Below are 24,002 nucleotides of genomic sequence, written 5' to 3'. Positions count from 1 at the left end.
ATGACGCCCGGTGAATACCTCATCGCCGAGGGCGAGCACGCCCTCAACCCCGGACGGCCCAGCCTCACGCTGGTGGTGAAGAACACCGCGACGCGGCCCATCCAGGTCGGCTCGCACTACCACTTCGCCGAAACCAACGGCGCGCTCGACTTCGACCGCGCCGCCGCGCGCGGCAAGCGCCTGAACATCGCCAGCGGCACCGCCGTGCGCTTCGAGCCCGGCCAGCAGCGCACGGTGGAACTGGTGGACTACGCCGGGGACCGCGTGGTGTTCGGCTTTCGCGGCCTCATACAAGGACAGCTCTGATGGCGACCATTGGACGACGCGCCTACGCCGACATGTTCGGCCCCACGGTGGGCGACCGCGTGCGCCTGGCCGACACCGAGCTGCTGATCGAGGTGGAACAGGACTTCACCCTGGCCGCCGGCGGTTATGGCGAAGAGGTCAAGTTCGGCGGCGGCAAGACCATCCGCGACGGCATGGCGCAATCGCAGCGCTCGCGCGCGCAGGGCGCCGTGGACACCGTGATGACCAACGCGCTCATCGTCGACCACTGGGGCATCGTCAAGGCCGACATCGGTCTCAAGGACGGGCGCATCGCCGCCATCGGCAAGGCCGGCAACCCCGACACGCAGCCCGGCGTGGACATCGTCATCGGCCCGGGCACCGAGGTGATCGCCTGCGAAGGCCTGATCGTCACGGCCGGCGGCATCGACAGCCACATCCACTTCATCTGCCCGCAACAGGTGGACGAGGCCCTGGCCTCGGGCGTGACCACCATGCTGGGCGGCGGCACGGGCCCCGCCACGGGCACCTTCGCCACCACCTGCACGCCCGGGCCCTGGCACATCGAGCGCATGCTGCAGGCGGCCGATGGCCTGCCCATGAACATTGGCTTCCTGGGCAAGGGCAATGCCAGCCGGCCCGACGCCTTGCGCGAACAGATCCACGCCGGCGTGATCGGCCTCAAGCTGCACGAAGACTGGGGCACCACGCCCGCGGCCATCGACCAGTGCCTGGCCGTGGCCGAGGAGACCGACACGCAGGTCGCCATCCACAGCGACACGCTCAACGAGTCGGGCTTCGTGGAGAACACCATCGAGGCCACGAAGGGCCGCACCCTGTGCGCCTTCCACACCGAAGGCGCGGGCGGCGGCCACGCGCCCGACATCCTGCGCGTGGTGGGCGAGAAGAACTTCCTGCCGTCCTCCACCAACCCCACCATGCCCTACACCGTGAACACGCTCGACGAACACGTCGACATGCTCATGGTGTGCCACCACCTGGACGCCGCCATCCCCGAGGACCTGGCCTTCGCCGAGAGCCGCATCCGCAAAGAGACGATCGCGGCCGAGGACGTCCTGCACGACCTGGGCGCCATCAGCATGATGAGCAGCGACAGCCAGGCCATGGGCCGCGTGGGCGAGGTCATCCTGCGCACCTGGCAGACCGCGCACAAGATGAAGCTGCAGCGCGGCACCCTGCCCGAAGATGCGTCGCGCCACGACAACTTCCGCGTCAAGCGCTACATCGCCAAGTACACGATCAATCCCGCCATCGCCCACGGCATCTCGCACGCCGTGGGCTCGCTGGAGGTGGGCAAGTGGGCCGACCTGGTGCTGTGGAAGCCGGCCTTCTTCGGCGTCAAGCCCTTCGTCGTGCTCAAGGGCGGCAGCATCGCGCTGGCCGCCATGGGCGACCCCAACGCCTCCATCCCCACGCCGCAGCCGGTGCACTTTCGCCCGCAGTTCGGTGCCTACGGCGGGGCGCTGGCGCGCGGCAGCCTGAGCTTCGTCTCGCAGGCCGCGCTGGACGCGGGCGTGGGTGAGCGCTATGGCCTGCGCAAGACCCTGTCCGCCGTGCAGGGCTGCCGCGGCGTGAACAAGACCCACATGGTGCACAACGCCTGGCTGCCCACCATGGAGATCGACGCCCAGACCTACCGCGTGCGCGCCGACGGGCAGTTGCTCACCTGCGAAGCCGCCACCGCGCTGCCCATGGCGCAGCGCTACTTCCTGTTCTGATGCCACAAGCCTCCCAACTCATCGCCGCCGGCAAGGGCCTGGCGCCCGTGTTGCTCAAACGCGCCCCCACGGTCGAGCTGGACTGGGACATCCGCCAGAAGAGTCGCTTCGATGCGCGCCTGAGCGACGGCCGCGCGCTCGCCGTCTTCCTGCCGCGCGGCCGCGTGGTGCGTGGCGGCGACGTGCTGGTCACGGCCGAGGGCGAACTCGTGCGCGTGATCGCCGCGCCGCAGGCCGTGCTGCGCATCACCGCCTGCCCCGCGCACCCGCTGGCCGAGCAGGCCTTCGACCTGATGCGCGCCGCCTACCACCTGGGCAACCGGCACGTGCCGATGGAGCTGAAGCCCGACCACCTGAAGATCGAACCCGACCACGTGCTGGCCGACATGCTGCGCGCCATGCACCTGGACGTGGCCGAGGCGAGCGAGGCCTTCGAACCCGAAGGCGGGGCGTACGGCGGACAGGGCCACGGCCACTCGCACGGCCACTCCCACGGCAGTGGGCACGACCACGCCGCCCCTGGCCACCCCCATGACCACGAACACGGCCATTCGCACGACCACTGACGCGGGCCTGCTGCGCACGCTGTGGCTGGCCTCGCCCGCCCTGCCCGTGGGTGGCTTCTCCTATTCCGAAGGCCTGGAGGCCGCCATCGACGCCGGCCTGGCGCACGACGAGGCCAGCGTCGCCACCTGGCTCGTCGACCAGCTGCACCTGGGCCAGGCCCGCAGCGACCTGGCCGTGATGGCCGAGGCACTGAGCGCCTGGCGCGCGCGCGACGTCGAACGCGTGCGCGCGCTGAACCGATGGGTGCTCACCACCCGCGAGAGCAGCGAGCTGCGCCTGCAGAGCGAGCAGATGGGCAAGTCCCTGCTGGCCTGGGCGCAGGCCCTGGGCGAACACGGCACCGCCGTGCATGCCGCCCTCAGCGACGCCGCGCTGAACCCGCCCACCTGGCCCGTGGCCGCCGCCTGCGCCGCCGCGCAGGGCGAGGCCACGGTCCGCGAAGCCCTCATCGGCCTGGCCTTTGGCTGGGCCGAGAACATGGTGCAGGCCGCCATCAAGGCCGTGCCCCTGGGCCAGGGCATGGGCCAGCGCCTGCTCGCGCGCCTGGTGGGCGAAATCCCCGCCGCCGTGGACGAGGCCATCGCGCGCGACAGCGACGACCAGCGCCAGGCCTTCACCCCCATGCTCGCCATCCTCTCGGCGCGCCACGAAACCCAGTACTCACGCCTGTTCCGATCATGAGCACCACACCGCTGCACCACATCCCGAACCGCACCAAGCCCCTGCCCCCCTTGCGCGTGGGCATCGGCGGCCCGGTGGGCTCGGGCAAAACCACCCTGCTGGAGATGCTGTGCAAGGCCATGCGCGAACGCCACGACCTCATCGCCATCACCAACGACATCTACACCAAGGAAGACCAGCGCCTGCTCACCGTGAGCGGCGCGCTGCCGGCCGAGCGCATCCTGGGCGTGGAGACCGGCGGCTGCCCGCACACCGCCATCCGCGAGGACGCCTCCATCAACCTCGAGGCCATCGACCGCATGCTCGAGCGCTTTCCCGAGGCCGACATCGTCTTCGTGGAAAGCGGCGGCGACAACCTGGCCGCCACCTTCAGCCCCGAGCTGAGCGACCTCACCATCTATGTGATCGACGTCGCGGCCGGCGAGAAGATCCCGCGCAAGGGCGGCCCCGGCATCACCAAGAGCGACCTCTTCGTCATCAACAAGACCGACCTGGCGCCGCACGTGGGCGCCGACCTGGAGGTGATGAAAGCCGACACCGCACGCATGCGCCCCGACGCCCAGCGCCGCCCCTGGGTGATGACCAACCTCAAAACCCTCGAAGGGCTGGACGAGGTGGTGCGCTTCATCGAAACACGCGGCCTGCTGACGGCGGCGCAGCCGGCCTGAAGGCCTCGGCCCGCCGGCCCCGTGTGCTGTCGGTCGCGGCGCACTAGAATCCCAGCCGCTGCGGAGACGTGGGTGAGTGGTTTAAACCAGCAGTCTTGAAAACTGCCGACCCGCAAGGGTCCGTGAGTTCGAATCTCACCGTCTCCGCCAGCGCCTCCCAACGGTCCCGTTACAGTCGGCGGCTCAACCCCTGCGGTTGATCCCTCATTCCAACACTGTCGGAGACCCTCATGCCCCTCACCCGCCGCGCCCTCGCGCCCCTGTTCGCCGGCCTGCTGTTCAGCGGCGCCGCCATCGCCGGGCCCAACGACCCGTCCAAGTTCGACGGCACCCGCTACGCGCCGCAGAAGGCGCTGTACGACTTCAACTTCGCCAAGCCGCTGGACGCCAAGCCCGCCTTCGGCTATGTGAAGAACCACCTGCGCGCGATCAAGGAATACGGCGACCCGAAGTCCCACATCGTGATCGTGGCGCACGGCAACGAGCTGCACGCCTTCTCGCGCCTGAACCGCGCGGCCTATCCCGACATGTACGAGGAGCTCAAAGCCCTGGCCGACGCCGGCGTGACCATCCGCGTCTGCGCCAACGCGGCGCGCTCGCGCGGCTACAAGCCCGATGAGTTCTACGACGTGATCACCGTGGTGCCGGCGGCCGTGATCGATCTGGCCAAGTGGCAGAACGAGGGCTACAGCTACATGTACGCCGAGTGGTTCCCGCGCCTGACGCGCGAGGAACTGGTCAAGCAGATCCCCGAACTGCAATAAGCCGGTGAGTCACCAGGTCCGCCCGAAGCGCCCGGGCGGACCGTGCTGCACCAGCAGCGCCTGCCACAGCGCCGTCAGCTCGGCGGTGGCTCCGGGGTCGGTGGGGTTGAGGTTGACCGCGGTCTGCACCAGCACGAAGCGCGTGATCGGGTCGATCAGCACGAACTGGCCCAGCACGCCGCGCATGGCGTAGTAGCGCGGCGCCTCGCCCGACAGCCAGATCTGGTAACCGTACGGCGCGTTCAAGCCACGCGCTGGCGCGGTGCTTTCGTAGACCCAGGGGCGCGAGACCACCTGCCGCCCGTTCCAGCGGCCGTCGTGGGCGAGCATGAGGCCCAGGCGCGCCCAGTCGCGCAGGCGGGCCACGACGCAGCAAAAGCCCAGCGCCTCGCCCGACGGGTCGGTGTCCCAGGCGGCGTTGGCCTCCGCGCCCAGCGGCGCCCACAGCCGGCGGCTGAAGTACTCGGGCAGCGGCATGCCCACCGCGCGGCTCACCACCATGCCCAGCACCTGCGAGTCGGCGCTGGAGTAGTGGAACACCGTGCCCGGCTCGGCGACGCGCGCGTCGAACTGGCGCACCGCCGCCACCGCGCCCAGGGGCGAGGGCCCGATGAGCGCCTCGGCCAGTCGGTGCACGTCGTCGTTCGGCTGGTAGCTCTCGTTGAAGGCCAGGCCCGAGGCCATGCTCAGCAGCGCGCGGATCGGTGTGGCGCCGTAGGCCGTGCCCGCGAGTTCGGGCAGGTAGGCCGAGACCTTGTCGTCGATCGAGCGGATGGCGCCGTCCTCCAACGCCGCGCCCACCAGCAGGCCGGTGATGGTCTTGGCCAGCGAGTGCGACAGGAAGCGGTCGCTGTCACGGCGGCCGTACTGGTAGCGCTCGAACAGGATGGTCGAGTCGCGCGCGATCAGCAAGCCCGTCACCGGGTGGCGGCGCAGGTAGTCGCCCAGCGTGAGGGTGCGCCCCTCGTGGGTGTACTGCAGCTCCAGGCTTTCCGCGGCGCGCGACAAGGGGGACGGCGCGGCGGCGGTCGGCACCTCCTTCAGGGGGCGGACCTGGTCGTAGTGGCTGTGCAGGCCCACGTAGTGCTCCTGGCGCAGCTCGTCCGCTCGCAAGCCGGACCGAGGCACCGGGTAGCCCTGCGCCTGGCCGTAGGCCGCGGCCTGCGGGCCATCCGGTACGAACACGGGATCGGCCCGCACGCCCCAGACCATCAGGGCCAACAGGCCGAAGAACGCGGCGGCCAGTGGGCGTCTGCGCAAGGGAAGCGGCGGCATCGCGGTTCCTGTGGGGCCCCGCTGGGGCGGTCGTGGGCATTATGCGAGGCGCCCGCGCCGGCGCAAAAAAAACAGCGGCCCATGGGCCGCTGTCCAAACCTTGGAGGAGACGCGCAATCGCGGGGTCAGTGGGCCTGCACGGCGCTCGGCGCCTGCACCACCGCATGGCCTTGCACGGCGCGCAGGCCGGCCAGTCGGATCTGCTCGGCCTGCTGGGGCGTGGCCACGGGCAGGATCTCGCCGCTGGCGATCAGGCCCAGGCGGCGGGCCTCGGCGGCCTCGGCCAGCACCTGCGCGCGGGTCAGCTGGCTGGCCACCACGGTGGCCTGGGCTTGCGCGGGGTTGGCTTCACCGCGGGCGATCTGGTCGGCCTTGTAGGCCGGTGCGACCTGGGCCTGGACGTCGGCACGGCTCAGGGTCGATTGGAAGTTGAACACTTCATTGCCCTCCAGCGGACCTTCGGCGAAGGCGGCGCCAGCGGTGAGGGCGAAGGCGATGGGCAACAGGAGGCTTTTCGAGGCTTTCATGACAGTTCCTTTGATGACGACAGATGGAGGGGAGGAGACGCTCTGAATGCCGCGGTGTGTCGGCATGGAGGGAACTGTAGGAAGCGGGGTTGTCGTTTACCGAACGCCTGAATTACGTATTCGTAACCCAAGGTCGGCTCACTTTCCGTGACAATTTCATGGTGCGCAATCGAATAGCGCACGCCTATTTCCGCCCCTGCCCACGCCATGCGCATCCTGGTCATCGAAGACGAAGCCAAGCAGGCCGACTACGTGCGGCGCGGCCTGACCGAGGCCGGCTATACCGTCGACGTGGCCCGCGACGGCATCGAGGGCCGCTACCTGGCCACCGAGGGCGATTACCAGCTCGTGGTGCTGGACATCATGCTGCCCGGCGTGGATGGCTTCGGCGTGCTGGCCGCGCTGCGCGAGAAGCGCAACACCCCGGTGCTCATGCTCACGGCGCGCGACCTCGTGGAGGACCGCGTGCGCGGCCTGCAGTCCGGCGCCGACGACTACCTCGTCAAGCCCTTCGCTTTCTCCGAGCTGCTCGCGCGCATCGGCGCGCTGCTGCGCCGCGGCCCCGCGGCCAGCAACGAGGCCAGCAACAGCCGGCTCAGCGTGAGCGACCTCGAGATCGACCTGCTCAGCCGCAAGGCCACGCGCTCGGGCCAGCGCCTGGAACTCACCGCCAAGGAATTCGCCCTGCTGGCCCTGCTGGCGCGCCGCAAGGGGCAAATCCTGTCGCGCACCACGCTCGCCGAACAGGTGTGGGACATGAACTTCGACTCCGACACCAACGTGGTCGAGGTGGCGATCCGCCGGCTGCGCGCCAAGATGGACGACCCCTTCCGCCCCAAGCTGCTGCACAACGTGCGCGGCATGGGCTATGTGCTGGAGGAACGCGCGTGAACACCACCGCCATCACCCCGCCCACCAACTCGGCCACGACGGCGCTGCGCGCCGCGCCCACGCCCTGCGCCTACTCCATCGGCAAGCGCCTGTCGCTGTTGCTCGCGGTGCAGACCATCATCGGCCTGGGCGTGCTGCTGGCCGTCATCTACGCCGCCACCTGGATGCTGTTCGCCTCGCGCCAGCAGGAGGAACTGCGCGGCTACTCGCACGTGCTCATCGAGGTGCTGAAGGAAACCGACGCCCACGGCAGCGAGGCCGACATGGTGCAAAAGCTGTTGTGGCTGAGCGAGCGCCGCCCCGGCAACTTCGTGGAGCTGCGCCGGGCCGACGGCAGCACCCTGTACCGCGATCCCCTGCCCAGCTTCGACCCCGCCACCGCCCCGACGAGCGAGCTGCGGTTCGAGGTGCCGCGCGCCGATGGCAGCGCGCCGCTCAAGGGCCGGCTGGTGATGGACTGTTCGCGCGACGCGCAGTACGGCCGGCGCATGGCGCTGCTGCTGGTGGCTGCCACGCTGGCGGGGGGCGCCTTCGTGGCCTGGGCCACCTACTGGCGCGTGCGCAGCAGCCTGCGCCCGCTGATGGACCTGGCGGCGCAGACGCGCGCCATCGACGTGCGCCGGCTGGACCAGCGCCTGACGCTGTGCGAGCCCACCGAAGAACTGCAGCCACTGATCGAGCAGTTCAACGGCCTGATGCAGCGCGTGGAGCGCACCTACGTTCAGCTCGAAGGCTTCAACGCCGACGTGGCGCACGAGCTGCGCACGCCGCTGGCCAACCTGATCGGCCACACCGAGGTGGCGCTGAGCCGCGAGCGCAGCGCGCCCGAGCTCGAGGAGGTGCTGCTGTCCAACCTGGAAGAGCTGCAGCGCCTGGCTGGCATCGTCAACGACATGCTGTTCCTGGCGCAGGCCGACCGCGGCGTGAAGGCGCGGCGCGGCGCGCCCCTGAGCCTGGCCGAGCTGGTGCAGCAGGTGGTGGAGTTCCACGAGGCACCCATGGAGGAAGCCGGCCTGGGCATCGACATCGAAGGCGACGCCCTGCTCTCGGTGGACGAGCCGCTGGTCAAGCGCGCGCTGTCCAACCTGCTGGGCAACGCGATTCGTTACGCCGACAAGGACTCGCGCCTGTGCGTGCGCATCCTTCGCGAGGGCGACCAGGGCGTGCGGCTGTGGGTGGAGAACGTTGGACCGGCCATCGAGCCCGAGCACCTGCCACGCCTGTTCGACCGCTTCTTCCGCGCCGACGCCTCGCGCTGCGAACTGGAAAAGCCGCACCATGGACTGGGCCTGTCCATCGTGGCCGCCATCGCGCGCATGCACGACGGCTTCGCGGCCGCCGAGTCGGCCGCGGGCCGCACGCGCGTGGGCTTCAATATGGTGTGACGCCGCCCTGCCGCGCCTCAGGCCGGCAGAAACAGCGACTGCAGGTCGCTCAGGAAGTCGAAGCCGCGCTCGGTCGGCCGCACCCAGCCCCCCTCCCGTTCGACCAGGCCCTTGGCCTCGGCCTCGCGCAAGGCCGCGTCGATGCTGGACAGCGGCAGGCCGGTGCCGGACATGAAGTCGGCCAGCGCGAAGCCCTCGCGCAGGCGCAGCGCATTGAGCATGAATTCAAACGGCAGCTGCGCGCGCGGCACCTCGTCCATGCTGGCCACGGCATCGCCGGCCAGGGCGCGCTCCATGTACAGCCGCGGCTCGCGCACGCGCACCGGGCGCGCGATGCGGTGCGCGAAGCTGAGCTTGCCGTGCGCGCCCGCGCCGATGCCGAGGTAGTCGCCGAAGCGCCAGTAGTTGAGGTTGTGCCGGCAGGCGTGCCCGGACCGGGCGTAGGCCGAGACCTCGTAGCGCTGCAGGCCCGCCACCGCGGTGAGCTCGGTGATGCGGTCCAGCATCTCGTAGGCCTCGTCGTCGCCGGGCAGCGGGGGCGGGAACTTGGCGAAGTAGGTGTTGGGTTCCAGCGTGAGGTGGTAGACCGACAGGTGCGGCGGCGCGAAGGACAGCGCGGTGCGCAGGTCGGCCTCGCACTGCGCGAGCGTCTGGCCCGGCAGCGCGTACATCAGGTCGAGGTTGAAGGTGTCGAACACCTGGGCCGCCTCCTCCAGCGCGGCGCGCGCCTGCGCGCCGTCGTGCACGCGGCCCAGGGCCTTGAGCTGCGCGTCGTCGAAGCTCTGCACCCCGACCGACAGGCGCGTCACGCCGGCCTGGCGGAAGGCGCGAAAGCGGTCTTTCTCGAAGGTGCCGGGGTTGGCCTCCAGGGTGATCTCGGCGTCGGGCTCCAGCGGAAGGCGCGCGCGCACGTCGGCCAGCAGGCGATCGATGGCCTCCGGGGAGAACAGGCTGGGCGTGCCACCGCCGATGAACACGCTGTGCACCGGCCGGCCCCAGACCAGGGGCAGCGAGGCCTCGAGGTCGGCGCGCAAGGCGTCGAGGTAGCGCGCCTCGGGCATGGCCTGCCCCGACGCGGCCGTGGCGCTCCATTCGTGCGAGTTGAAGTCGCAGTAGGGGCACTTCTTCAGGCACCACGGCAGGTGAATGTAGAGCGACAGCGGCGGCGGTGCGCCGAGCTGCAGCGTGCCCGGCCGCATCCAGTGGCGCGGGTCGCGGCTGGGCGGCAGTTCGCTCATACCGGTGGGGTGGGCGAGAACCAGCGCTCGCGCATGAGTTCGAGCATGGCGCGCGCGGCCTGTCCGCGGTGGCTGTGCCGGTTTTTCACCTCGGGGTCAAGCTCGGCGAAGGTCTTGCCCAAGGCCGGAATGAACATCACCGGATCAAAACCGAAGCCGTGCGCGCCCACACGCTCGCGCGTGATCAGGCCGGGCGCGCGGCCGGTGGCCACGAGGGGCTCGGGGTCGTCGGCGTGGCGCAGCGCCACCAGGGTGCTGACCAGGGCCGCGCGGCGGTCGCCCACGTCGCGCATCTGCTCCAGCAGCGCGGTGACGTTGTGGTCGTCGCCCTTGGGGTAGCCGTGCTGCGTGGCGTAGTAGGCGGTGTCCACGCCCGGCAGGCCGCCGAAAGCCTCCACGCACAGGCCGGCGTCGTCGGCCACCGCCGGCAGGCCGCTCTCGCGCGCGGCGTGCCGGGCCTTGGCCAGGGCGTTCTCGACGAAGGTGCGGTGCGGCTCGGGCGCCTCGGGGATGCCCAGCTCGGCCTGGCGCACGAGCTGCACACCCAGCGGCGCGAACAGGTCCTGCAATTCGGCCAGCTTGCCGGCGTTGTTCGACGCGAGAACCAGCTTCATGCGCCGAGCGCCGCCTTCTGCAAGGCCACGAGTTCGGCGATGCCCTTTTCGGCCAGCACCAGCAGCTGGTCCATCTCGGCGCGGGTGAAGGCCGCGCCCTCGGCCGTGCCCTGCACCTCCACGTAGTGGCCGGCGCCGGTCATGACCACGTTCATGTCGGTGTCGCAGGCAGAGTCTTCCACGTACTCCAGGTCGAGCAGTGGTGCGCCGTCCAGGATGCCGACCGAGATCGCGGCCACATGGTCCTTGATCGGCGAGGCCGTCAGCTTGCCGGCGTCCATCAGGCGGCTCACCGCGTCCTGGGCGGCCACGAAAGCGCCGGTGATCGCCGCCGTGCGCGTGCCGCCGTCGGCCTGCAGCACGTCGCAGTCGAGCGAAATGGTGCGCTCACCCAGGGCCTTGAGGTCGAACACCGCGCGCAGCGAGCGGCCGATCAGGCGCTGGATCTCCTGCGTGCGCCCGCTCTGCTTGCCCTTGGCCGCCTCGCGGTCGCTGCGCGTGTGCGTGGCGCGCGGCAGCATGCCGTACTCGGCCGTCACCCAGCCTTCGCCGCTGCCGCGCTTGTGCGGCGGCACTTTTTCTTCCACGGAAGCGGTGCAGAGCACCTTGGTGTGCCCGAATTCGATCAGCACCGAGCCCTCGGCGTGCATGGTGTAGCCACGGGTGATGCGCACCGGGCGCAGGGCATTGGCGGCCCGCTGGCCCGGTCGTTGGACAGCCGTCATAGAGAAAAAACCTCAGGAAAAACGAAGCTCAGGCGTTGCGCGCGGCCGCCGTGCGGGCGATCGCCGCATTGATCTCGGCGATCGACTTTTCGATGGCCGCGTCGTCCAGGTCTTCGACGGTGGGGTCGGGCACGCCCGACTGGATGGTGGAGGCGAACACGCCGTCCTCGATGTCTTCGGTGGACACGCGCGTCGTCTGGTACTCGTCGGCGGTTTCCCACTCCATGGCGAGTACCGTGACGTTGTCGCAGCGCTGGCCGCCGCGCCGCAGCGCGGTTTCCACCAGGTCGGGAACGGCCTGCTCCAGCGGGCGTGAGGACAGTTCGTTCACGATTTCGTCGTCCTCGACCGTGCCCCAGAGGCCGTCGGAACACAGCAGCACGCGGTCGCCCTGCATGAGCTGCACCGGGCCCGACAGGTCGTAGACCGGCTTGGCCGGCGAACCCAGGCAGGTGAACAGGATGTTGCGGTTGATGTGCTCGGTGTTGCGGCCCAGGTGCGCCTGCTGCTCCATGTAGGAATGGTCGCGCGTGCGCGTGAGCAGCTCGCCGTCGCGCACCACGTACAGGCGCGAGTCGCCGCAGTGCACCCAGTGGATGTGGCCGCGCTCCATGACGGCCGCCACCAGCGTGGTGCGCGGCGTGTCGAGCATGCCCTTCTCGGCGGCGTAGCGGATGATCTGGTGGTGCGCGGCCATGAGCGCGCTGGAGAGGAACTCAGGCACCTCGCGCACCGTCGGGTTGGCCGCCTTCTGGAAGTAGGCCGAGAGCGTCTGCAGCGCCAGCTGCGCGGCCATGGCGCCTTCCGGATGGCCGCCCATGCCGTCGGCCAGCACGAACAGCCCGGACTCGCGCGTATAGGCGTAGCCCATGCGGTCTTCGTTGCGCTCGCGACCGCCTTGCCGGCTGATCTGGTAGACCGAAAACTTCATCGGAATTTGGTGCCCACGTCGGTGGACTTGCGCAGCAGCGACTTCTGCTTGTCGGAGACGATGTTGTCGAACTGCAGGCGCATCTTCTCGGCCACGGTGAGCTTGGTGTAGCTGCGCTCGGTCTCGCGGCTGAGTTCCTTCTGCAGCGCAAAGACCGATTGCGGGCGCGAGAGCGGGTCGAGCGACATACACCACTCGACCACTTCGATCAGGTTGTCGGAGTACACGCCACGCAGGCGCGACAGGGCCAGCGAGAGGCGGTCCTTCTCGAGGCGCTGGGGCGCGTCGTTGGGTGGGTAGCCCTGCATGCTGGCGTAGATGCAGGCGCCGATGGCATAGATGTCGGTCCAGGGGCCCATGGACGAATCGCGGCGGTACATCTCGGGCGCAGCGAAGCCCGGCGTGTACATGGGCCGGATGAAGTTGCCCTCTTTGCTCAGCACTTCGCGCGCGGCGCCGAAGTCGATGAGCACCGCGCGGTTGTCGTCGGTGACGAAGATGTTCGCGGGCTTGATGTCGAGGTGCAGCATCTTGTGCTGGTGCACGATGCGCAGGCCGCGCAGCACCTCGTCGTAGAGCGAGCGGATGGTGGATTCGCGGAAGACCTTCTGCTTCTTGAGCTCGCGCGCGGTGATGATGAATTCCTGCAGGGACGAGCCCTCCAGGTAGTTCATGACCATGTAGACGGTTTCGTTCTCGCGGAAGAAGTTCAGCACGCTCACCACCGACTGGTGGGAGATCTGCGCCAGCGCGCGGCCTTCCTCGAAGAAACTCTTGAGGCCCAGTCGGTACAGCGACAGCTTTTCGGGTTGCACCTGCGGCAACAGCTCGCCGGGGCCACGCGTGGCCAGAGACGAGGGCAGGTATTCCTTGACGGCGACCTGCTGGCCTTCGGTGTCGACCGCGAGGTACACGACGCCAAAACCGCCGGCGGCCAGCTTGCGAACGATGCGGTAGCCACCGATCACCGTGTCGGGTGGCAGAGGAGCGGGTTTGACCTTTGACATAATTCGACCGGTTTCCGAAACGCCCCGTTTTGGACCTCCAACACCACCGGCCCAGAGCGATGGCAGTTTACAGCATGACCGGCTACGCCTCGGCCCAGCGAAACGCTGGCGCAGAGCCGGCCGCGGGAGAATCCGGCCCGTCCGTCGGTGTCGAAATCCGATCCGTCAACAGCCGATTCCTCGATCTCGGTTTCAAGCTCCCGGATGACTTGCGCCCGAGCGAACCCGCCCTGCGCGAACGCCTCACGCAGCGGCTCAAGCGCGGCAAGGTCGAGGTGCGCGCCTGGATCGAAACCCCGTCCGACGCCACGCCGCGCGCGCCGGGCAGCGCCGAACTGCAGCGCCTGCTGGGGGCGCAGGACAGCATCCGCACCTGGCTCCCGCAGGCGCAACCGCTGTCGGTGGCCGAGGTGCTGGCCCTGGTGGGACGCCGCAGCGCCCCGCCGGCCGATCTGCACGAACGCCTGCCCGAACTGCTGGACACCGCCCTGACACAGCTGCTCGAAGCCCGGGCGCGCGAAGGGGCCCGGCTGGCCAGCATGCTGCTCGATCGCGTGGGCCAGCTGCGCGCCCTCACCGACACGGCCCAACCCCTGATCCCCGAGCTCGTGGCCCAGCAGCGCCAGCGCTTCCTCGACCGTTGGCAGGAAGCCCTGGGCGCCGACGCCTCGGGCAGCATCGCCGCCAGCGAGGCCGCGCGCGACCGCGCCCTGGCCGAGGCCACGGCCTTCGCCATCCGCATCGACGTGGCAGAAGAACTCACGCGCCTGCGCTCCCACCTGGACGAGATCGAACGCCTGCTGCAGCGCGGCGGCGAGGTGGGCAAGCGCCTGGACTTCCTGATCCAGGAGCTGCACCGCGAAGCCAACACCCTGGGCTCCAAGTCGTCGAGCCTGGAACTCACCCGCGTCTCGGTGGACATGAAAGTGCTCATCGAACAGATGCGCGAGCAGGTGCAGAACCTCGAATGAGACCCTGATGCAATACCCCGGCAACCTGTTCGTCGTGGCCGCGCCCAGCGGGGCAGGCAAATCCAGTCTGGTCAAGGCGCTGATGGAGCTCGATGCCCGCGTGCAGCCCTCGGTGTCGCACACCACGCGCCCGCCGAGGGGGCAGGAGCTGCATGGCCGCGAGTACTACTTCGTGAGCCAGGAGAGCTTCGACCAGATGATCGCGCAGGACGCTTTCCTGGAGTGGGCGCAGGTGCACGGCAACCGCTACGGCACGTCCAAGACCGCCATCGAGCAGCGCATCAAGCAAGGCGCCGACGTGGTGCTGGAGATCGATTACCAGGGCGCGCTGCAGGTCAAGCGCATCTTTCCCAACGCGGTCCTGATCTTCATCCTGCCGCCCAGCTGGGAAGAGCTGCGCTCGCGCCTGGAGCGGCGCGCCGAGGACACCGCCGATGTGATCGATCTGCGCCTGCGCAATGCCGCCCTGGAGATGGCCCACGCCCGGGATTTCGACTTCGTTATAATCAATGAGTTGTTTGAACGGGCCCTGTTTGATCTCAAGGCCATCGTTCACGCCCAGCGCTTGAAGTACGCGGCGCAGCGCAGCGCCCGCAGCGACACATTCGAAGCGCTCAACATCCCCTGACATTGCCCGGAGCCCGCCATGGCACGCATCACCGTCGAAGACTGCCTGGAACAGATCCCCAACCGCTTTCAGCTCGTGCTGGCCGCCACCTACCGCGCCCGCATGCTGAGCCAGGGCCACGCCCCCAAGATCGAGAGCAAGAACAAGCCGGGTGTCACCGCCCTGCGCGAGATCGCCGAAGGCAAGGTCGGCCTCGAGATGCTCAAAAAAGTGCCGACCTGAGTCGCAGCGTCGCACCCTCCCCACAAAAGGCACCGTTCGACGGTGTCTTTTTGTTTCTGGCGGCCCCGATTCCGCCCCGGGACCAGGGCCTAGATCGGTGACCCAAAGCGGTGCATGCCGTCTGGCGCTACAGTTGCAGGATGACCCCTACCGTCGACGGTACCCTGGCGGTCAGCCCGCCTGACGCGGCCACCGCGGCCGCGAGCGCGGCTGCGGCCAGCTTCGCCGCGCTGCTGGGCAAGCTCGACTACCTCGGCCCCACGGACATCGAGCATATCCGGCAGGCCTACCGCTTCGCCGACGAGGCCCACCTGGGCCAACTGCGCAAGAACGGCGATCCGTACATCACCCACCCCATCGCGGTGGCCTCGATGTGCGCGGAATGGAAGCTCGACGCCCAGGCCCTGATGGCCGCGCTGATGCACGACGCCATCGAGGATTGCGGCGTGACCAAGCAGGAACTGGTCGAGCGCTTCGGCGCGCCGGTGGCCGAGCTGGTCGACGGACTGACCAAGCTGGAGCGGCTGGAGTTCACCTCGCGCGAGCACAACCAGGCCGAGTCCTTCCGCAAGATGCTGCTGGCCATGGCCAAGGACGTGCGGGTCATCCTGATCAAGCTGGCCGATCGCACGCACAACATGCGGACGATGGCCGACATGCCGCGCAGCAAGTGGCAGCGCATCAGTTCGGAAACGCTGGAAATCTACGCCCCGATCGCCCACCGCCTGGGCCTGAACTTCACCTACCGCGAACTGCAGGACCTGGCCTTCCGGTTCCTGCACCCCTGGCGCTACGAGGTGTTGTCCAAGGCGCTGAACCGGGCGCGCAGCCGCCGCCGCGACCTGATCGCACGCGTGCAGCAGGAAGTGGAAACCGCCTTCAAGCGACAGCTGATGCCGGTGCGCATCATGGGCCGCGAGAAGACGCTGTACTCCGTCTACCGCAAGATGGACAGCAAGCACCTGTCCTTCGCCCAGGTGACCGACATCTACGGCTTTCGCATCGTGGTGCCCGAGCTGACCGACTGCTACACCGCCCTGGGCGTGCTGCACCAGCTCTACAAGCCGCTGCCGGGCAAGTTCCGCGACTACGTCGCGATTCCCAAGGTCAATGGCTACCAGTCGCTGCACACCACGCTGGTGGGGCCCTTCGGAACCGCCATCGAGTTCCAGGTGCGCACGCATGGCATGGACGTGGTGGCCGAATCGGGCGTGGCGGCGCACTGGCTCTACAAGGCCAACGAGCCCGGCAGCGACATGTCGCAGCGCCTGGGCACGCAGTGGCTGCAGTCGCTGCTGGACATCCAGCAGGAAACGCACGACGCCAGCGAGTTCTGGGACCACATCAAGATCGACCTCTTCCCCGACGCGGTCTACGTGTTCACGCCCAAGAGCAAGATCCTCGCGCTGCCGCGCGGCGCGACGGTGGTCGACTTCGCGTACGCCATTCACAGCGACATCGGCCAGCGCACGGTGGCCGCGCGCATCAATGGCGAGCAGCGGCCGCTGCGGTCCGAACTGGCCAACGGCGACGTGGTCGAAGTCATCACGGACGAGAAGGCCGAGCCCAATCCCACCTGGCTGTCCTTCGTCAAGACCGGCCGGGCGCGCTCCAAGATCCGCCACCACCTCAAGACGGTGGCGCAGGAAAAATCCCTTGAACTGGGCGAGCGCATGCTCAGCCAGGCCCTGCGCTCCGAAGGCATCGCGCAATTGCCGGGCGAAGACGGTGAGCAGGCGCTGGTGTGGGAGAAGCTGCTGCGCTTCACCGGCAACAAGAGCAGGGCCGAGTTGCTGTCCGACATCGGCATGGGCCGGCGCATCGCCAGCATGGTGGGCAAGAAGCTCGCGGTGCTGCTGTCCGAAACCGGGCTCAAGCCCGACGCGGTGCTGATCAGCACCGAGCGCTACGCCACCGCCGGTCATGGCGAGAGCGCCTTGCAGGGTGTGGTCACACTGGACGGCAGCGAAGGCCTGTCGGTGCAGTACGCCCCATGTTGCAAGCCCATCCCGGGCGATCGCATCGTCGGCTACCTGGGCCGAGGAGAAGGCCTGGTGGTGCATGCCGAGGACTGCCCCACCGCCCGCCGGCTGCGCGACCGCGATGCCGAACGCTTCCTTGAAGTGGAATGGGCCGACGAACCCGTGCGCTCCTTCGACACCACCGTGGTCGTCACCGTGGCCAATGGCAAAGGCGTGCTGGCGCGCGTGGCCTCGAGCATCGCCGCGGCCGAGGCCGACATCACCCACGTGGACATGGGCGACGAACCCGCGCAGACCGCCACGGACATCCGCTTCTCGGTGGCGGTGCGCGACCGCCAGCACCTGGCCGACGTGCTGCGCAGCCTCAAACGCACGCCCTCGGTCATCAAGGCCCAGCGCTACAAGGCCGCGGCCAAGGCCTGATCAGGCGGCGGGCGCCGGGTAGCTCACGTCCAGCACCTCGAGTTCCTGCACACCGCCCGGCACGGCGAGCTTGACCACGTCACCCACACGGGCCTTGAGCAAGGCGCGCGAAACCGGCGCCACCCAGCTCACCTGCCCTTGCGTGCTGTCGGCCTCGTCGATGCCGATGATGGTGATGGTGGTCTCGCGCCCCGACTCATCCGCGTAGGTGACGGTGGCACCGAAGAACACCTGGTCGCTGCCGTGGTGCGCGGAAGGATCCACCACCTCGGCGATCTCCAGGCGCTTGGTGAGAAAGCGGATGCGCCGGTCGATCTCGCGCAGGCGCTTCTTGCCATACAGGTAGTCCCCGTTCTCCGAGCGGTCGCCGTTCTTGGCGGCCCAGTGCACGGCCTCGACCACCTTGGGCCGCTCCTCGTCCATCAGGCCCAGGAGCTCCCGGCGAAGGCGCTCGTAGCCCGTGCGGGTGACGTAGTTCTTGCCACCCGGTGTGGCTGGCGCGCCGACGGCGTCGTCATCGTCGTCCGAATCGGATTCGCGGGTGAATGCCTTGCTCATGGTGACGGGTACGCGCGAAAGAGGCGCCGGAAAGAGAAAAGCCCGCAGCTTGTGGCTGCGGGCTTTCAGTAGTGGCGCGGCTGGCAGGATTCGAACCCACGACCCCTTGGTTCGTAGCCAAGTACTCTATCCAACTGAGCTACAGCCGCGAAGCCTCGCAGTATAGCAGGCTTTTTTGGTAGGCCGTGTTGGGCTTGAACCAACGACCAAAGGATTATGAGTCCTCTGCTCTGACCAACTGAGCTAACGGCCCGAGCGCGGGATTGTAGGGCGCCCCTGCGCGCCTACCCCTGCTTGGTGTGGCTCAGCGCATTGCTCACCAGCTTGGCCGTGACGTCGACGATCTGGATCATGCGGTCGTAGGGCATTCGCTGCGGGCCGATCACGCCCAGGGTGCCGACGACCTGGCCATCCACTTCGTAGGGCGCCGTCACCACCGACAGGTCCTCGTACGGCACCACCTGGCTTTCACCGCCGATGTAGATGCGCACGCCGTCGGCCTGCGTGGAGACATCGAGCAGGCGCATGAGCTGGGTCTTCTGTTCGAACAGGTCGAACAGGCGGCGCAGGTTGCCCAGGTCGCTGCTGAACTCGCTCACCGACAGCAGGTTGCGCTCGCCGGCGACCACCACCTCGTCCTGCTGGGCCGGCTGCGCGCCGATGTCCACGGCCTGCTTCATCAGGTCGGCAATCTCGCCGCGCAGCGCGTCCAGCTCGGTGGTGAGGCGCTCGCGCACGGCCTCGATGGTGAGACCCGCGTAGTGCGTGTTGAGGAAATTGGCCGCCTCGACCAGCTGCGACTGCGTGAAACTGGCCTGGGTCTGGATGATGCGGTTCTGCACCTCGCCGTCGGGCGAGACGATGATCACCAGCACGCGCCGCTCGGACAGGCTGAGGAATTCGATGTGTCGGAACACCGAGGCGCGGCGCGGCGCCATGACCACGCCAACGAACTGCGACAGGCTGGACAGCAGGTGCGCGGCCTGGCTGATGACGCGCTGCGGCGATTCCGCGCCCGGCGCGCTGAACTCGGTGACGCGCGGCATCATTTCCTCGCGCCGCACGGTGAGCATGGTGTCCACGAAGAGCCGGTAGCCACGCGCCGTGGGAATGCGCCCCGCCGAGGTGTGCGGACTGGCGATCAGGCCCAGCTCTTCCAGGTCGCTCATCACGTTGCGGATGGTCGCTGGCGACAGTTCCAGCCCGGCGGCCCGGGCCAGCGTGCGCGAGCCCACCGGTTGCCCGTCGGCGATGTAGCGCTCCACCAGCGCCTTGAGCAGCAACTTAGCGCGATCGTCCATCATTCAGACCATTCTAAGGAAAGCCCCGGCGGCGCGCGCTGCGGTGCGGCGCAACCCGCTTCGCCCACGACACCGTGTGATGTAATTTGCGCATGAATGCCCCGCTGGATCCCCGCGCCACGACACCCGCCGCGAAACGCCCCTTGCGCTTCGTCCACGTGGTCATCGTGGGCAAGTACCAGGCGCCGGGCGCCCGCCATGTGGTCGAGGAGATCGCCCAGTTCCTTCACGCCCAGGGCTGCGAGGTCTCTCTGGAGCAGCAGACCGCGCAGAACACGGGACTGACGGACTACCCCTCGCTCGACGTGCCCGGCATCGGCCGGCACGCCCAACTCGCGCTGGTGGTCGGGGGCGACGGCACCCTGCTGGGCATCGGCCGGCAGATGGCGCGCCAGGGCGTGCCGCTGGTGGGCATCAACCAGGGACGGCTCGGCTTCATCACCGACATTGCCTTCGAGGACTACCGCGAAGCCCTGTGCCCCATCCTGCGCGGCGACTACCAGGAAGAGGCGCGCGCCCTGATGGCGGCCAGCGTCTGGCGCGATGGCCATTGCGTCTATGAGGCCACCGCGCTCAACGACGTGGTCGTCAACCGCGGCGCCGTGGCCAGCATGATCGAGCTGCGCGTGGAGGTCGATGGCCGCTTCGTGGCCAACCAGCGCGCCGACGGCCTGATCATCGCCTCGCCCACCGGCTCCACCGCCTATGCGCTGTCGGCCGGCGGGCCGCTGCTGCACCCGAGCATCGGCGGCTGGGTGATGGTGCCGATCGCGCCGCACACCCTGTCCAACCGCCCCGTGGTGCTGCCCGCGCATTGCGAGATTGCCCTGGAGCTCGTCAACGGGCGCGACGCCAGCGCGAACTTCGACATGCAGACTTTCACGAGCCTGTTGCACGGCGACCGCATCGTCGTGAAGCGCTCGGAACACGCGCTGCGCCTGCTGCACCCGGTCGGCTGGAACTACTTCGACACCCTGCGCCGCAAGCTGCACTGGAACGAGGGCGCCTGACGCGGGCCCGATTCACCCACTCCCTGCCATGAGCCTTCGACGCATCGTCCTGCGCGACTTCGTCATCGTCACCTCGCTGGACCTGGAGCTGGCCGGCGGCTTCGGCGTGCTCACGGGCGAAACCGGCGCCGGCAAGTCCATCCTCATCGACGCGCTGCAGCTGGCGCTGGGCGCGCGCGGCGAGGCCGGCGTGGTGCGCGAAGGCGCGCCGCGCTGCGAGATCGCCGCCGAGTTCGACCGTCCCGCGTCCCTGAAGCCCTGGCTCGACGAGCAAGGCTTCGCCGACGACGGCACGCTGCTGCTGCGCCGCACCATCGACACCGACGGCCGCAGCCGCGCCTGGATCAATGGCAGCCCGGCCACGCTCGCTCAGCTGCGCGTGGCCGCCGACGCGCTGGTCGACATCCACGGCCAGCACGCCTGGCAGAGCCTCACGCGGGCCGAGGCGGTGCGCGAGCTGCTCGACGCCTATGCCGGTATCGACGCCACCGCCTTGAGCGCGGCCTGGACCGCCTGGCGTCAGGCCGCCCAAGCGCTGCGCGAGGCCCGCGAGCGACAGGACGCCGCGCGCCAGGACAGCGAACGCCTGGCCTGGCAGATCGCCGAGGTCGACAAGCTCGGCCCGCAGACCGGCGAATGGGAAGAACTGAACACGCGCCACGGCCGCCTGGCCAACGCCCAGGCCCTGATCGACGCGGCCGAAACCGCCGTGCAGGCCCTCGACGAGCAGGACGACAGCGCCAGCCGCCTGCTCAGCCGCGCGGTGGCCGCGCTGCAGGCCCAGGCGCACGTGGAGCCCGCCTTCGCCCAGACCATCGACTCCCTGAACGGCGCGCTGGCCCAGGTGCAGGACGCGGTGCACGAGCTGCACCAGCACCAGCGCCATGCCGAACTCGACCCCTCCGCCCTGGCCGCGCTCGACGAGCGCCTGGGCGCCTGGCTCTCGCTCGCCCGCCGCTACCGCACCACGCCAGAGGAGCTGCCCGCGCTGCACGCGCAGTGGAAGCACGAACTCCAGCGCCTCGCCGACACCCTGGACCTGGACACCCTGGAGCGGCGCGAAGCCAGCGCGCGCGCCGCCTTCGACCAGGCCGCGCGCGCCGTGGGCCGCCAGCGCCAGAAGGCCGCGCCGCGCCTGGCCACCGCCGTGACCGACGCCATGCAGACCCTGGGCATGCAGGGCGGCCGGTTCGAGGTGGCGTTGCAAGCGCTGGCCGAACCCCAGTCGTTTGGACTGGAACAGGTGGAATTGCGCGTCGCGGGCCACGCCGGCAGCACGCCCAAGCCGGTGGCCAAGGTCGCCTCGGGCGGCGAACTCTCGCGCATCGCCCTGGCCATCTCGGTCGTCACCAGCCGCCTCGGCCAGGCGCCCACGCTCATCTTCGACGAGGTGGACGCCGGCATCGGCGGCGCCGTTGCGCACACGGTGGGTCAGATGCTGCGCCAGCTCGGCCAGGACCGCCAGGTGTTGGCCGTGACCCACCTGGCCCAGGTGGCGGCCTGCGCCGACCACCACCTGCTGGTGGCCAAGCAGCGCCAGGGCCAGCAAACCCTGAGCAGCGTGCAGCCCATCGACGCCGAAGCGCGCGTGCGCGAACTGGCGCGCATGCTCGGCGGCAACGAACACTCTGAAATCTCGCTTGCGCACGCGCGCGAGCTTTTGTCGGCCTGATGAACACCCACTCCCCCACCGAACTCGTCGTCATCACCGGCATGTCCGGTTCGGGCAAGTCGGTCGCGCTCACCGCCCTCGAAGACCTGGGCTTCTACTGCGTCGACAACCTGCCGCCCGAGTTGCTCGAGGCCTTCATCGACCTGGACCGCCACGACCGCGTGCGCAAGGTCGCCATCGCCATGGACGTGCGCAGCGCCCAGTCGCTGCCCGGCCTGCCGCGCCGCCTGGCCGCGCTGCGCTCGCGCGACGTCCACCTCACCACGCTGTTCCTCGACTCGACCACCGACACCCTGGTGCGCCGTTTCTCCGAAACGCGCCGCCTGCACCCGCTGTCGCTGCAGGAAACCGACGACCAGCGCCGCGCGCTGACCGACGCCATCGAGTACGAGCGCGAGCTGCTGGCCGAGTTGCGCGAGCAGGCCCTGGTCCTCGACACCAGCCTCACGCGCGCGGCGCAGCTGCGCAGCCAGGTAAAGGAGCTGGTGGGCGCGACGCGCACGCCCATGACGCTGGTGTTCGAGTCTTTCGCATTCAAGCGCGGCATTCCCATGGACGCCGACTTCGTGTTCGACGTGCGCATGCTGCCCAACCCGCACTACGACCCGCTGCTCAAGCCCCTGACCGGGCGCGACGCGCCGGTGGCGCGCTTCCTCGAGGCCAGTCCCGACGTGCTGGCGATGGAGGAGCAGATCCGCACCTTCCTGCGGCACTGGCTGCCCCACATGGAACGCGACCACCGCAGCTACGTCACGGTGGCCATCGGCTGCACGGGCGGGCAGCACCGTTCGGTGTTCCTGGTGGAGCGCCTGGCCGCGCACTTCGGCCAGGACTGGGTGGCGCGCGTGCGCCACCGCGAGGCCGACTACTGGTCCAGGACCTGAGTGGCCCAGGCGCCGCCGAGCAGGCTGCGCACCGGCGCCGGCAGGCCCACCGAGGCCAGGGCCGACCGCTTCACCCACTCGCCGGCCCAGCCGGCGGGGGCCTCGCTCACCGCCACCCAATGCGGCAGCAGCTGCAGTTCGCGGTGGGTCAGCGCGTGGGCCACCGGCTCGGTGGCATTCCAGTGCGAAGGCCAGCCGGCCGGCACCGCGGCCCGCATGTCGTCTTCGCCCGCGAACACCGGGGGCGAGTGCAGGCCGGCCCAAATGCCGCGTTCGGGTCGGCGCTGCAGCCACACGGCGTCGCCGCGCACGGCGAACAGCAGCCACCAGCGCTCGAAGCGCCGCTGCACCCGGCGCGTTTTCACGGGGTAGCGCGCGATGGCCTCGCGCTCGAAGGCCAGGCAGAGCCCGCGCGCCGGGCAAACCTCGCAGCGCGGGCGGGTGCGCGTGCACACCGTGGCGCCCAGGTCCATCAGGCCCTGGGTGTAGGCGCGCATGTCCTCATTCGACGGCTGGGGCGGCAGCAAACCCTGGGCCAGGTCCCACAGCGCGCGCTGGCCCGCGGCCTGACCCACGTCGCCGTCGAACGCCAGCAGGCGCGCCAGCACGCGCTTGACGTTGCCATCCACGATGGATACGCGCTCGCCGAAGCAGAACGCCGCGATGGCCGCCGCCGTGGACGCGCCGATACCCGGCAGCGTTTCCAACCCGGCGGCCGTGGTGGGGAAGCGGCCCGCGTGATCGGCCACCACCGCCTGCGCGCAACGGTGCAGGTTGCGCGCGCGGCTGTAGTAGCCCAGGCCGCTCCACAGGGCCATCACCTCGTCGATGGGCGCGGCCGCGAGCGCGGCCACATCGGGAAAACGCTCGAGGAAGCGCGGGTAGTAGGCCAGCACGGTCGACACCTGCGTCTGCTGCAACATGATCTCGGACAGCCAGACGCGGTAGGGGTCGCGTGTGCCCTGCCAGGGCAGTCCGTGCCGGCCGTCCCGGGCCTGCCAGTGGATGAGGCGCGGCGCGAAGTCCGCGGGCAGCGCCCGCATGGGATGCCCCA

Annotated in this window: 25 protein-coding genes and 3 tRNA genes; 16 read left to right on the top strand and 12 right to left on the bottom strand. The window is 69.4% G+C overall.

Going from position 1 to position 24,002, the window contains the following annotated elements; translation table 11 throughout:
- From DY262_RS13060 to DY262_RS13030, 7 genes are all read left to right on the top strand, one after another.
- On the top strand, positions 1 to 306 hold the full coding sequence (locus DY262_RS13060; RefSeq protein ID WP_116959491.1) for an urease subunit beta: 306 nt from the start codon (positions 1 to 3) through the stop codon (positions 304 to 306).
- Positions 306 to 2,024, top strand: coding sequence for an urease subunit alpha (ureC, locus tag DY262_RS13055; RefSeq protein ID WP_116959490.1), 1,719 nt, complete (start codon positions 306 to 308; stop codon positions 2,022 to 2,024). Before DY262_RS13060 ends, ureC begins: the two co-directional genes overlap by 1 nt.
- A complete protein-coding gene (gene ureE, locus DY262_RS13050; RefSeq protein WP_116959489.1) occupies positions 2,024 to 2,590 on the top strand; it encodes an urease accessory protein UreE in 567 nt (188 codons plus the stop codon). The genes ureC and ureE overlap by 1 nt, the downstream gene beginning before the upstream one ends.
- A complete protein-coding gene (locus DY262_RS13045; protein ID WP_116959488.1) occupies positions 2,556 to 3,272 on the top strand; it encodes an urease accessory protein UreF in 717 nt (238 codons plus the stop codon). Before ureE ends, DY262_RS13045 begins: the two co-directional genes overlap by 35 nt.
- Positions 3,269 to 3,940 carry an urease accessory protein UreG gene (gene ureG / locus DY262_RS13040; RefSeq protein WP_116959487.1) on the top strand — a complete coding sequence of 224 codons (672 nt, stop codon included), beginning with the start codon at positions 3,269 to 3,271 and terminating at the stop codon, positions 3,938 to 3,940. Before DY262_RS13045 ends, ureG begins: the two co-directional genes overlap by 4 nt.
- A gap of 62 nt (positions 3,941 to 4,002) precedes the next feature.
- Positions 4,003 to 4,090, top strand: a tRNA-Ser gene (locus tag DY262_RS13035).
- A gap of 80 nt (positions 4,091 to 4,170) precedes the next feature.
- Positions 4,171 to 4,704: a DsrE family protein gene (locus DY262_RS13030; protein WP_116959486.1), complete on the top strand. Its 534-nt coding sequence runs from the start codon at positions 4,171 to 4,173 to the stop codon at positions 4,702 to 4,704.
- A 9-nt stretch (positions 4,705 to 4,713) separates the two neighbouring features.
- Here DY262_RS13030 and DY262_RS13025 read toward each other — a convergent pair whose 3' ends face one another.
- Both DY262_RS13025 and DY262_RS13020 read right to left on the bottom strand, forming a co-directional pair.
- Positions 4,714 to 5,964: a serine hydrolase domain-containing protein gene (locus DY262_RS13025; protein WP_181936492.1), complete on the bottom strand. Its 1,251-nt coding sequence runs from the start codon at positions 5,962 to 5,964 to the stop codon at positions 4,714 to 4,716.
- A gap of 140 nt (positions 5,965 to 6,104) precedes the next feature.
- Positions 6,105 to 6,506, bottom strand: a complete 402-nt coding sequence (locus DY262_RS13020; protein ID WP_116959484.1) for a DUF4148 domain-containing protein — start codon at positions 6,504 to 6,506, stop codon at positions 6,105 to 6,107.
- A 207-nt stretch (positions 6,507 to 6,713) separates the two neighbouring features.
- Between DY262_RS13020 and DY262_RS13015 the strand changes: the two genes are divergently transcribed.
- Together DY262_RS13015 and DY262_RS13010 are read left to right on the top strand one after the other, a co-directional pair.
- Positions 6,714 to 7,397, top strand: a complete 684-nt coding sequence (locus DY262_RS13015; protein WP_116959483.1) for a heavy metal response regulator transcription factor — start codon at positions 6,714 to 6,716, stop codon at positions 7,395 to 7,397.
- Positions 7,394 to 8,782: a heavy metal sensor histidine kinase gene (locus DY262_RS13010; protein ID WP_220377562.1), complete on the top strand. Its 1,389-nt coding sequence runs from the start codon at positions 7,394 to 7,396 to the stop codon at positions 8,780 to 8,782. The genes DY262_RS13015 and DY262_RS13010 overlap by 4 nt, the downstream gene beginning before the upstream one ends.
- 17 nt (positions 8,783 to 8,799) lie before the next feature.
- Here DY262_RS13010 and hemW read toward each other — a convergent pair whose 3' ends face one another.
- Genes hemW through DY262_RS12985 form a run of 5 tightly spaced genes read right to left on the bottom strand, consistent with a single transcriptional unit; the run spans position 8,800 to position 13,297 of the window.
- A complete protein-coding gene (gene hemW, locus DY262_RS13005; protein ID WP_116959482.1) occupies positions 8,800 to 10,020 on the bottom strand; it encodes a radical SAM family heme chaperone HemW in 1,221 nt (406 codons plus the stop codon).
- Entirely contained in the window at positions 10,017 to 10,634 is a 618-nt protein-coding gene (gene rdgB / locus DY262_RS13000; protein ID WP_116959481.1) for an RdgB/HAM1 family non-canonical purine NTP pyrophosphatase, read from the bottom strand. The genes hemW and rdgB overlap by 4 nt, the downstream gene beginning before the upstream one ends.
- Positions 10,631 to 11,359 carry a ribonuclease PH gene (gene rph, locus DY262_RS12995; RefSeq protein WP_116959480.1) on the bottom strand — a complete coding sequence of 243 codons (729 nt, stop codon included), beginning with the start codon at positions 11,357 to 11,359 and terminating at the stop codon, positions 10,631 to 10,633. The genes rdgB and rph overlap by 4 nt, the downstream gene beginning before the upstream one ends.
- Before the next feature lie 28 nt (positions 11,360 to 11,387).
- On the bottom strand, positions 11,388 to 12,290 hold the full coding sequence (locus DY262_RS12990) for a PP2C family protein-serine/threonine phosphatase (RefSeq protein WP_116959479.1): 903 nt from the start codon (positions 12,288 to 12,290) through the stop codon (positions 11,388 to 11,390).
- Positions 12,287 to 13,297 (bottom strand): serine/threonine protein kinase, encoded by a 1,011-nt coding sequence (locus tag DY262_RS12985; protein WP_070397458.1) that lies wholly within the window; start codon positions 13,295 to 13,297, stop codon positions 12,287 to 12,289. The genes DY262_RS12990 and DY262_RS12985 overlap by 4 nt, the downstream gene beginning before the upstream one ends.
- A 59-nt stretch (positions 13,298 to 13,356) precedes the next feature.
- Between DY262_RS12985 and DY262_RS12980 the strand changes: the two genes are divergently transcribed.
- The 4 genes from DY262_RS12980 (at position 13,357) to DY262_RS12965 (ending at position 17,523) form a co-directional block, all read left to right on the top strand.
- Positions 13,357 to 14,268 carry a YicC/YloC family endoribonuclease gene (locus tag DY262_RS12980; protein WP_116959478.1) on the top strand — a complete coding sequence of 304 codons (912 nt, stop codon included), beginning with the start codon at positions 13,357 to 13,359 and terminating at the stop codon, positions 14,266 to 14,268.
- A 7-nt stretch (positions 14,269 to 14,275) separates the two neighbouring features.
- The gene (gmk, locus tag DY262_RS12975) at positions 14,276 to 14,896 is read left to right on the top strand and encodes a guanylate kinase (RefSeq protein ID WP_116959477.1); all 621 of its coding nucleotides are present in this window, start codon (positions 14,276 to 14,278) and stop codon (positions 14,894 to 14,896) included.
- A gap of 18 nt (positions 14,897 to 14,914) precedes the next feature.
- The gene (rpoZ, locus tag DY262_RS12970) at positions 14,915 to 15,118 is read left to right on the top strand and encodes a DNA-directed RNA polymerase subunit omega (RefSeq protein ID WP_009519945.1); all 204 of its coding nucleotides are present in this window, start codon (positions 14,915 to 14,917) and stop codon (positions 15,116 to 15,118) included.
- Between the two features lie 140 nt (positions 15,119 to 15,258).
- On the top strand, positions 15,259 to 17,523 hold the full coding sequence (locus tag DY262_RS12965; RefSeq protein WP_116959476.1) for a RelA/SpoT family protein: 2,265 nt from the start codon (positions 15,259 to 15,261) through the stop codon (positions 17,521 to 17,523).
- Here DY262_RS12965 and greB read toward each other — a convergent pair whose 3' ends face one another.
- From greB to hrcA, 4 genes are all read right to left on the bottom strand, one after another.
- Positions 17,524 to 18,081, bottom strand: a complete 558-nt coding sequence (gene greB, locus DY262_RS12960) for a transcription elongation factor GreB (protein ID WP_116959475.1) — start codon at positions 18,079 to 18,081, stop codon at positions 17,524 to 17,526.
- A 72-nt stretch (positions 18,082 to 18,153) separates the two neighbouring features.
- Positions 18,154 to 18,230, bottom strand: a tRNA-Arg gene (locus DY262_RS12955).
- Between the two features lie 27 nt (positions 18,231 to 18,257).
- Positions 18,258 to 18,334, bottom strand: a tRNA-Ile gene (locus DY262_RS12950).
- Between the two features lie 31 nt (positions 18,335 to 18,365).
- Positions 18,366 to 19,385: a heat-inducible transcriptional repressor HrcA gene (gene hrcA / locus DY262_RS12945; RefSeq protein ID WP_116959474.1), complete on the bottom strand. Its 1,020-nt coding sequence runs from the start codon at positions 19,383 to 19,385 to the stop codon at positions 18,366 to 18,368.
- Between the two features lie 89 nt (positions 19,386 to 19,474).
- Here hrcA and DY262_RS12940 point away from each other — a divergent pair, with 89 nt between their 5' ends.
- From DY262_RS12940 to rapZ, 3 genes are read left to right on the top strand one after another with little or no spacing between them, the layout of a single operon-like run.
- Entirely contained in the window at positions 19,475 to 20,392 is a 918-nt protein-coding gene (locus DY262_RS12940; protein ID WP_116959473.1) for an NAD kinase, read from the top strand.
- Positions 20,393 to 20,420: 28 nt separating this feature from the next.
- A complete protein-coding gene (gene recN / locus DY262_RS12935) occupies positions 20,421 to 22,064 on the top strand; it encodes a DNA repair protein RecN (RefSeq protein WP_116959472.1) in 1,644 nt (547 codons plus the stop codon).
- Positions 22,064 to 22,948 (top strand): RNase adapter RapZ, encoded by an 885-nt coding sequence (gene rapZ / locus DY262_RS12930; protein WP_116959471.1) that lies wholly within the window; start codon positions 22,064 to 22,066, stop codon positions 22,946 to 22,948. Before recN ends, rapZ begins: the two co-directional genes overlap by 1 nt.
- Here rapZ and mutY read toward each other — a convergent pair.
- Positions 22,930 to 23,991, bottom strand: coding sequence for an A/G-specific adenine glycosylase (gene mutY, locus DY262_RS12925; protein ID WP_116959470.1), 1,062 nt, complete (start codon positions 23,989 to 23,991; stop codon positions 22,930 to 22,932). The two genes, rapZ and mutY, sit on opposite strands and share 19 nt — an antisense overlap.
- Between the last annotated feature and the right edge of the window lie 11 nt (positions 23,992 to 24,002).

Origin of the sequence: Hydrogenophaga borbori, from assembly GCF_003417535.1 — a bacterium.
Classification (GTDB): Bacteria; Pseudomonadota; Gammaproteobacteria; order Burkholderiales; family Burkholderiaceae_C; genus Hydrogenophaga; species Hydrogenophaga borbori.
The sequence above is the reverse complement of the archived record's forward strand: the minus strand, read 5'-3'. Positions and strand labels throughout refer to the sequence as shown.

Excerpts from the sequence above, each read along its gene's own strand:
- DY262_RS13060 (WP_116959491.1), top strand. The coding sequence starts at position 1 with ATGACGCCCGGTGAATACCTCATCGCCGAGGGCGAGCACGCCCTCAAC.
- ureC (WP_116959490.1), top strand. The coding sequence starts at position 306 with ATGGCGACCATTGGACGACGCGCCTACGCCGACATGTTCGGCCCCACG.
- ureE (WP_116959489.1), top strand. The coding sequence starts at position 2,024 with ATGCCACAAGCCTCCCAACTCATCGCCGCCGGCAAGGGCCTGGCGCCC.
- DY262_RS13045 (WP_116959488.1), top strand. The coding sequence starts at position 2,556 with ATGACCACGAACACGGCCATTCGCACGACCACTGACGCGGGCCTGCTG.
- ureG (WP_116959487.1), top strand. The coding sequence starts at position 3,269 with ATGAGCACCACACCGCTGCACCACATCCCGAACCGCACCAAGCCCCTG.
- DY262_RS13030 (WP_116959486.1), top strand. The coding sequence starts at position 4,171 with ATGCCCCTCACCCGCCGCGCCCTCGCGCCCCTGTTCGCCGGCCTGCTG.
- DY262_RS13020 (WP_116959484.1), bottom strand. The coding sequence starts at position 6,506 with ATGAAAGCCTCGAAAAGCCTCCTGTTGCCCATCGCCTTCGCCCTCACC.
- DY262_RS13015 (WP_116959483.1), top strand. The coding sequence starts at position 6,714 with ATGCGCATCCTGGTCATCGAAGACGAAGCCAAGCAGGCCGACTACGTG.
- hemW (WP_116959482.1), bottom strand. The coding sequence starts at position 10,020 with ATGAGCGAACTGCCGCCCAGCCGCGACCCGCGCCACTGGATGCGGCCG.
- rdgB (WP_116959481.1), bottom strand. The coding sequence starts at position 10,634 with ATGAAGCTGGTTCTCGCGTCGAACAACGCCGGCAAGCTGGCCGAATTG.
- rph (WP_116959480.1), bottom strand. The coding sequence starts at position 11,359 with ATGACGGCTGTCCAACGACCGGGCCAGCGGGCCGCCAATGCCCTGCGC.
- DY262_RS12990 (WP_116959479.1), bottom strand. The coding sequence starts at position 12,290 with ATGAAGTTTTCGGTCTACCAGATCAGCCGGCAAGGCGGTCGCGAGCGC.
- DY262_RS12985 (WP_070397458.1), bottom strand. The coding sequence starts at position 13,297 with ATGTCAAAGGTCAAACCCGCTCCTCTGCCACCCGACACGGTGATCGGT.
- DY262_RS12980 (WP_116959478.1), top strand. The coding sequence starts at position 13,357 with ATGGCAGTTTACAGCATGACCGGCTACGCCTCGGCCCAGCGAAACGCT.
- gmk (WP_116959477.1), top strand. The coding sequence starts at position 14,276 with ATGCAATACCCCGGCAACCTGTTCGTCGTGGCCGCGCCCAGCGGGGCA.
- rpoZ (WP_009519945.1), top strand. The coding sequence starts at position 14,915 with ATGGCACGCATCACCGTCGAAGACTGCCTGGAACAGATCCCCAACCGC.
- DY262_RS12965 (WP_116959476.1), top strand. The coding sequence starts at position 15,259 with ATGACCCCTACCGTCGACGGTACCCTGGCGGTCAGCCCGCCTGACGCG.
- greB (WP_116959475.1), bottom strand. The coding sequence starts at position 18,081 with ATGAGCAAGGCATTCACCCGCGAATCCGATTCGGACGACGATGACGAC.
- hrcA (WP_116959474.1), bottom strand. The coding sequence starts at position 19,385 with ATGATGGACGATCGCGCTAAGTTGCTGCTCAAGGCGCTGGTGGAGCGC.
- DY262_RS12940 (WP_116959473.1), top strand. The coding sequence starts at position 19,475 with ATGAATGCCCCGCTGGATCCCCGCGCCACGACACCCGCCGCGAAACGC.
- recN (WP_116959472.1), top strand. The coding sequence starts at position 20,421 with ATGAGCCTTCGACGCATCGTCCTGCGCGACTTCGTCATCGTCACCTCG.
- rapZ (WP_116959471.1), top strand. The coding sequence starts at position 22,064 with ATGAACACCCACTCCCCCACCGAACTCGTCGTCATCACCGGCATGTCC.
- mutY (WP_116959470.1), bottom strand. The coding sequence starts at position 23,991 with ATGCGGGCGCTGCCCGCGGACTTCGCGCCGCGCCTCATCCACTGGCAG.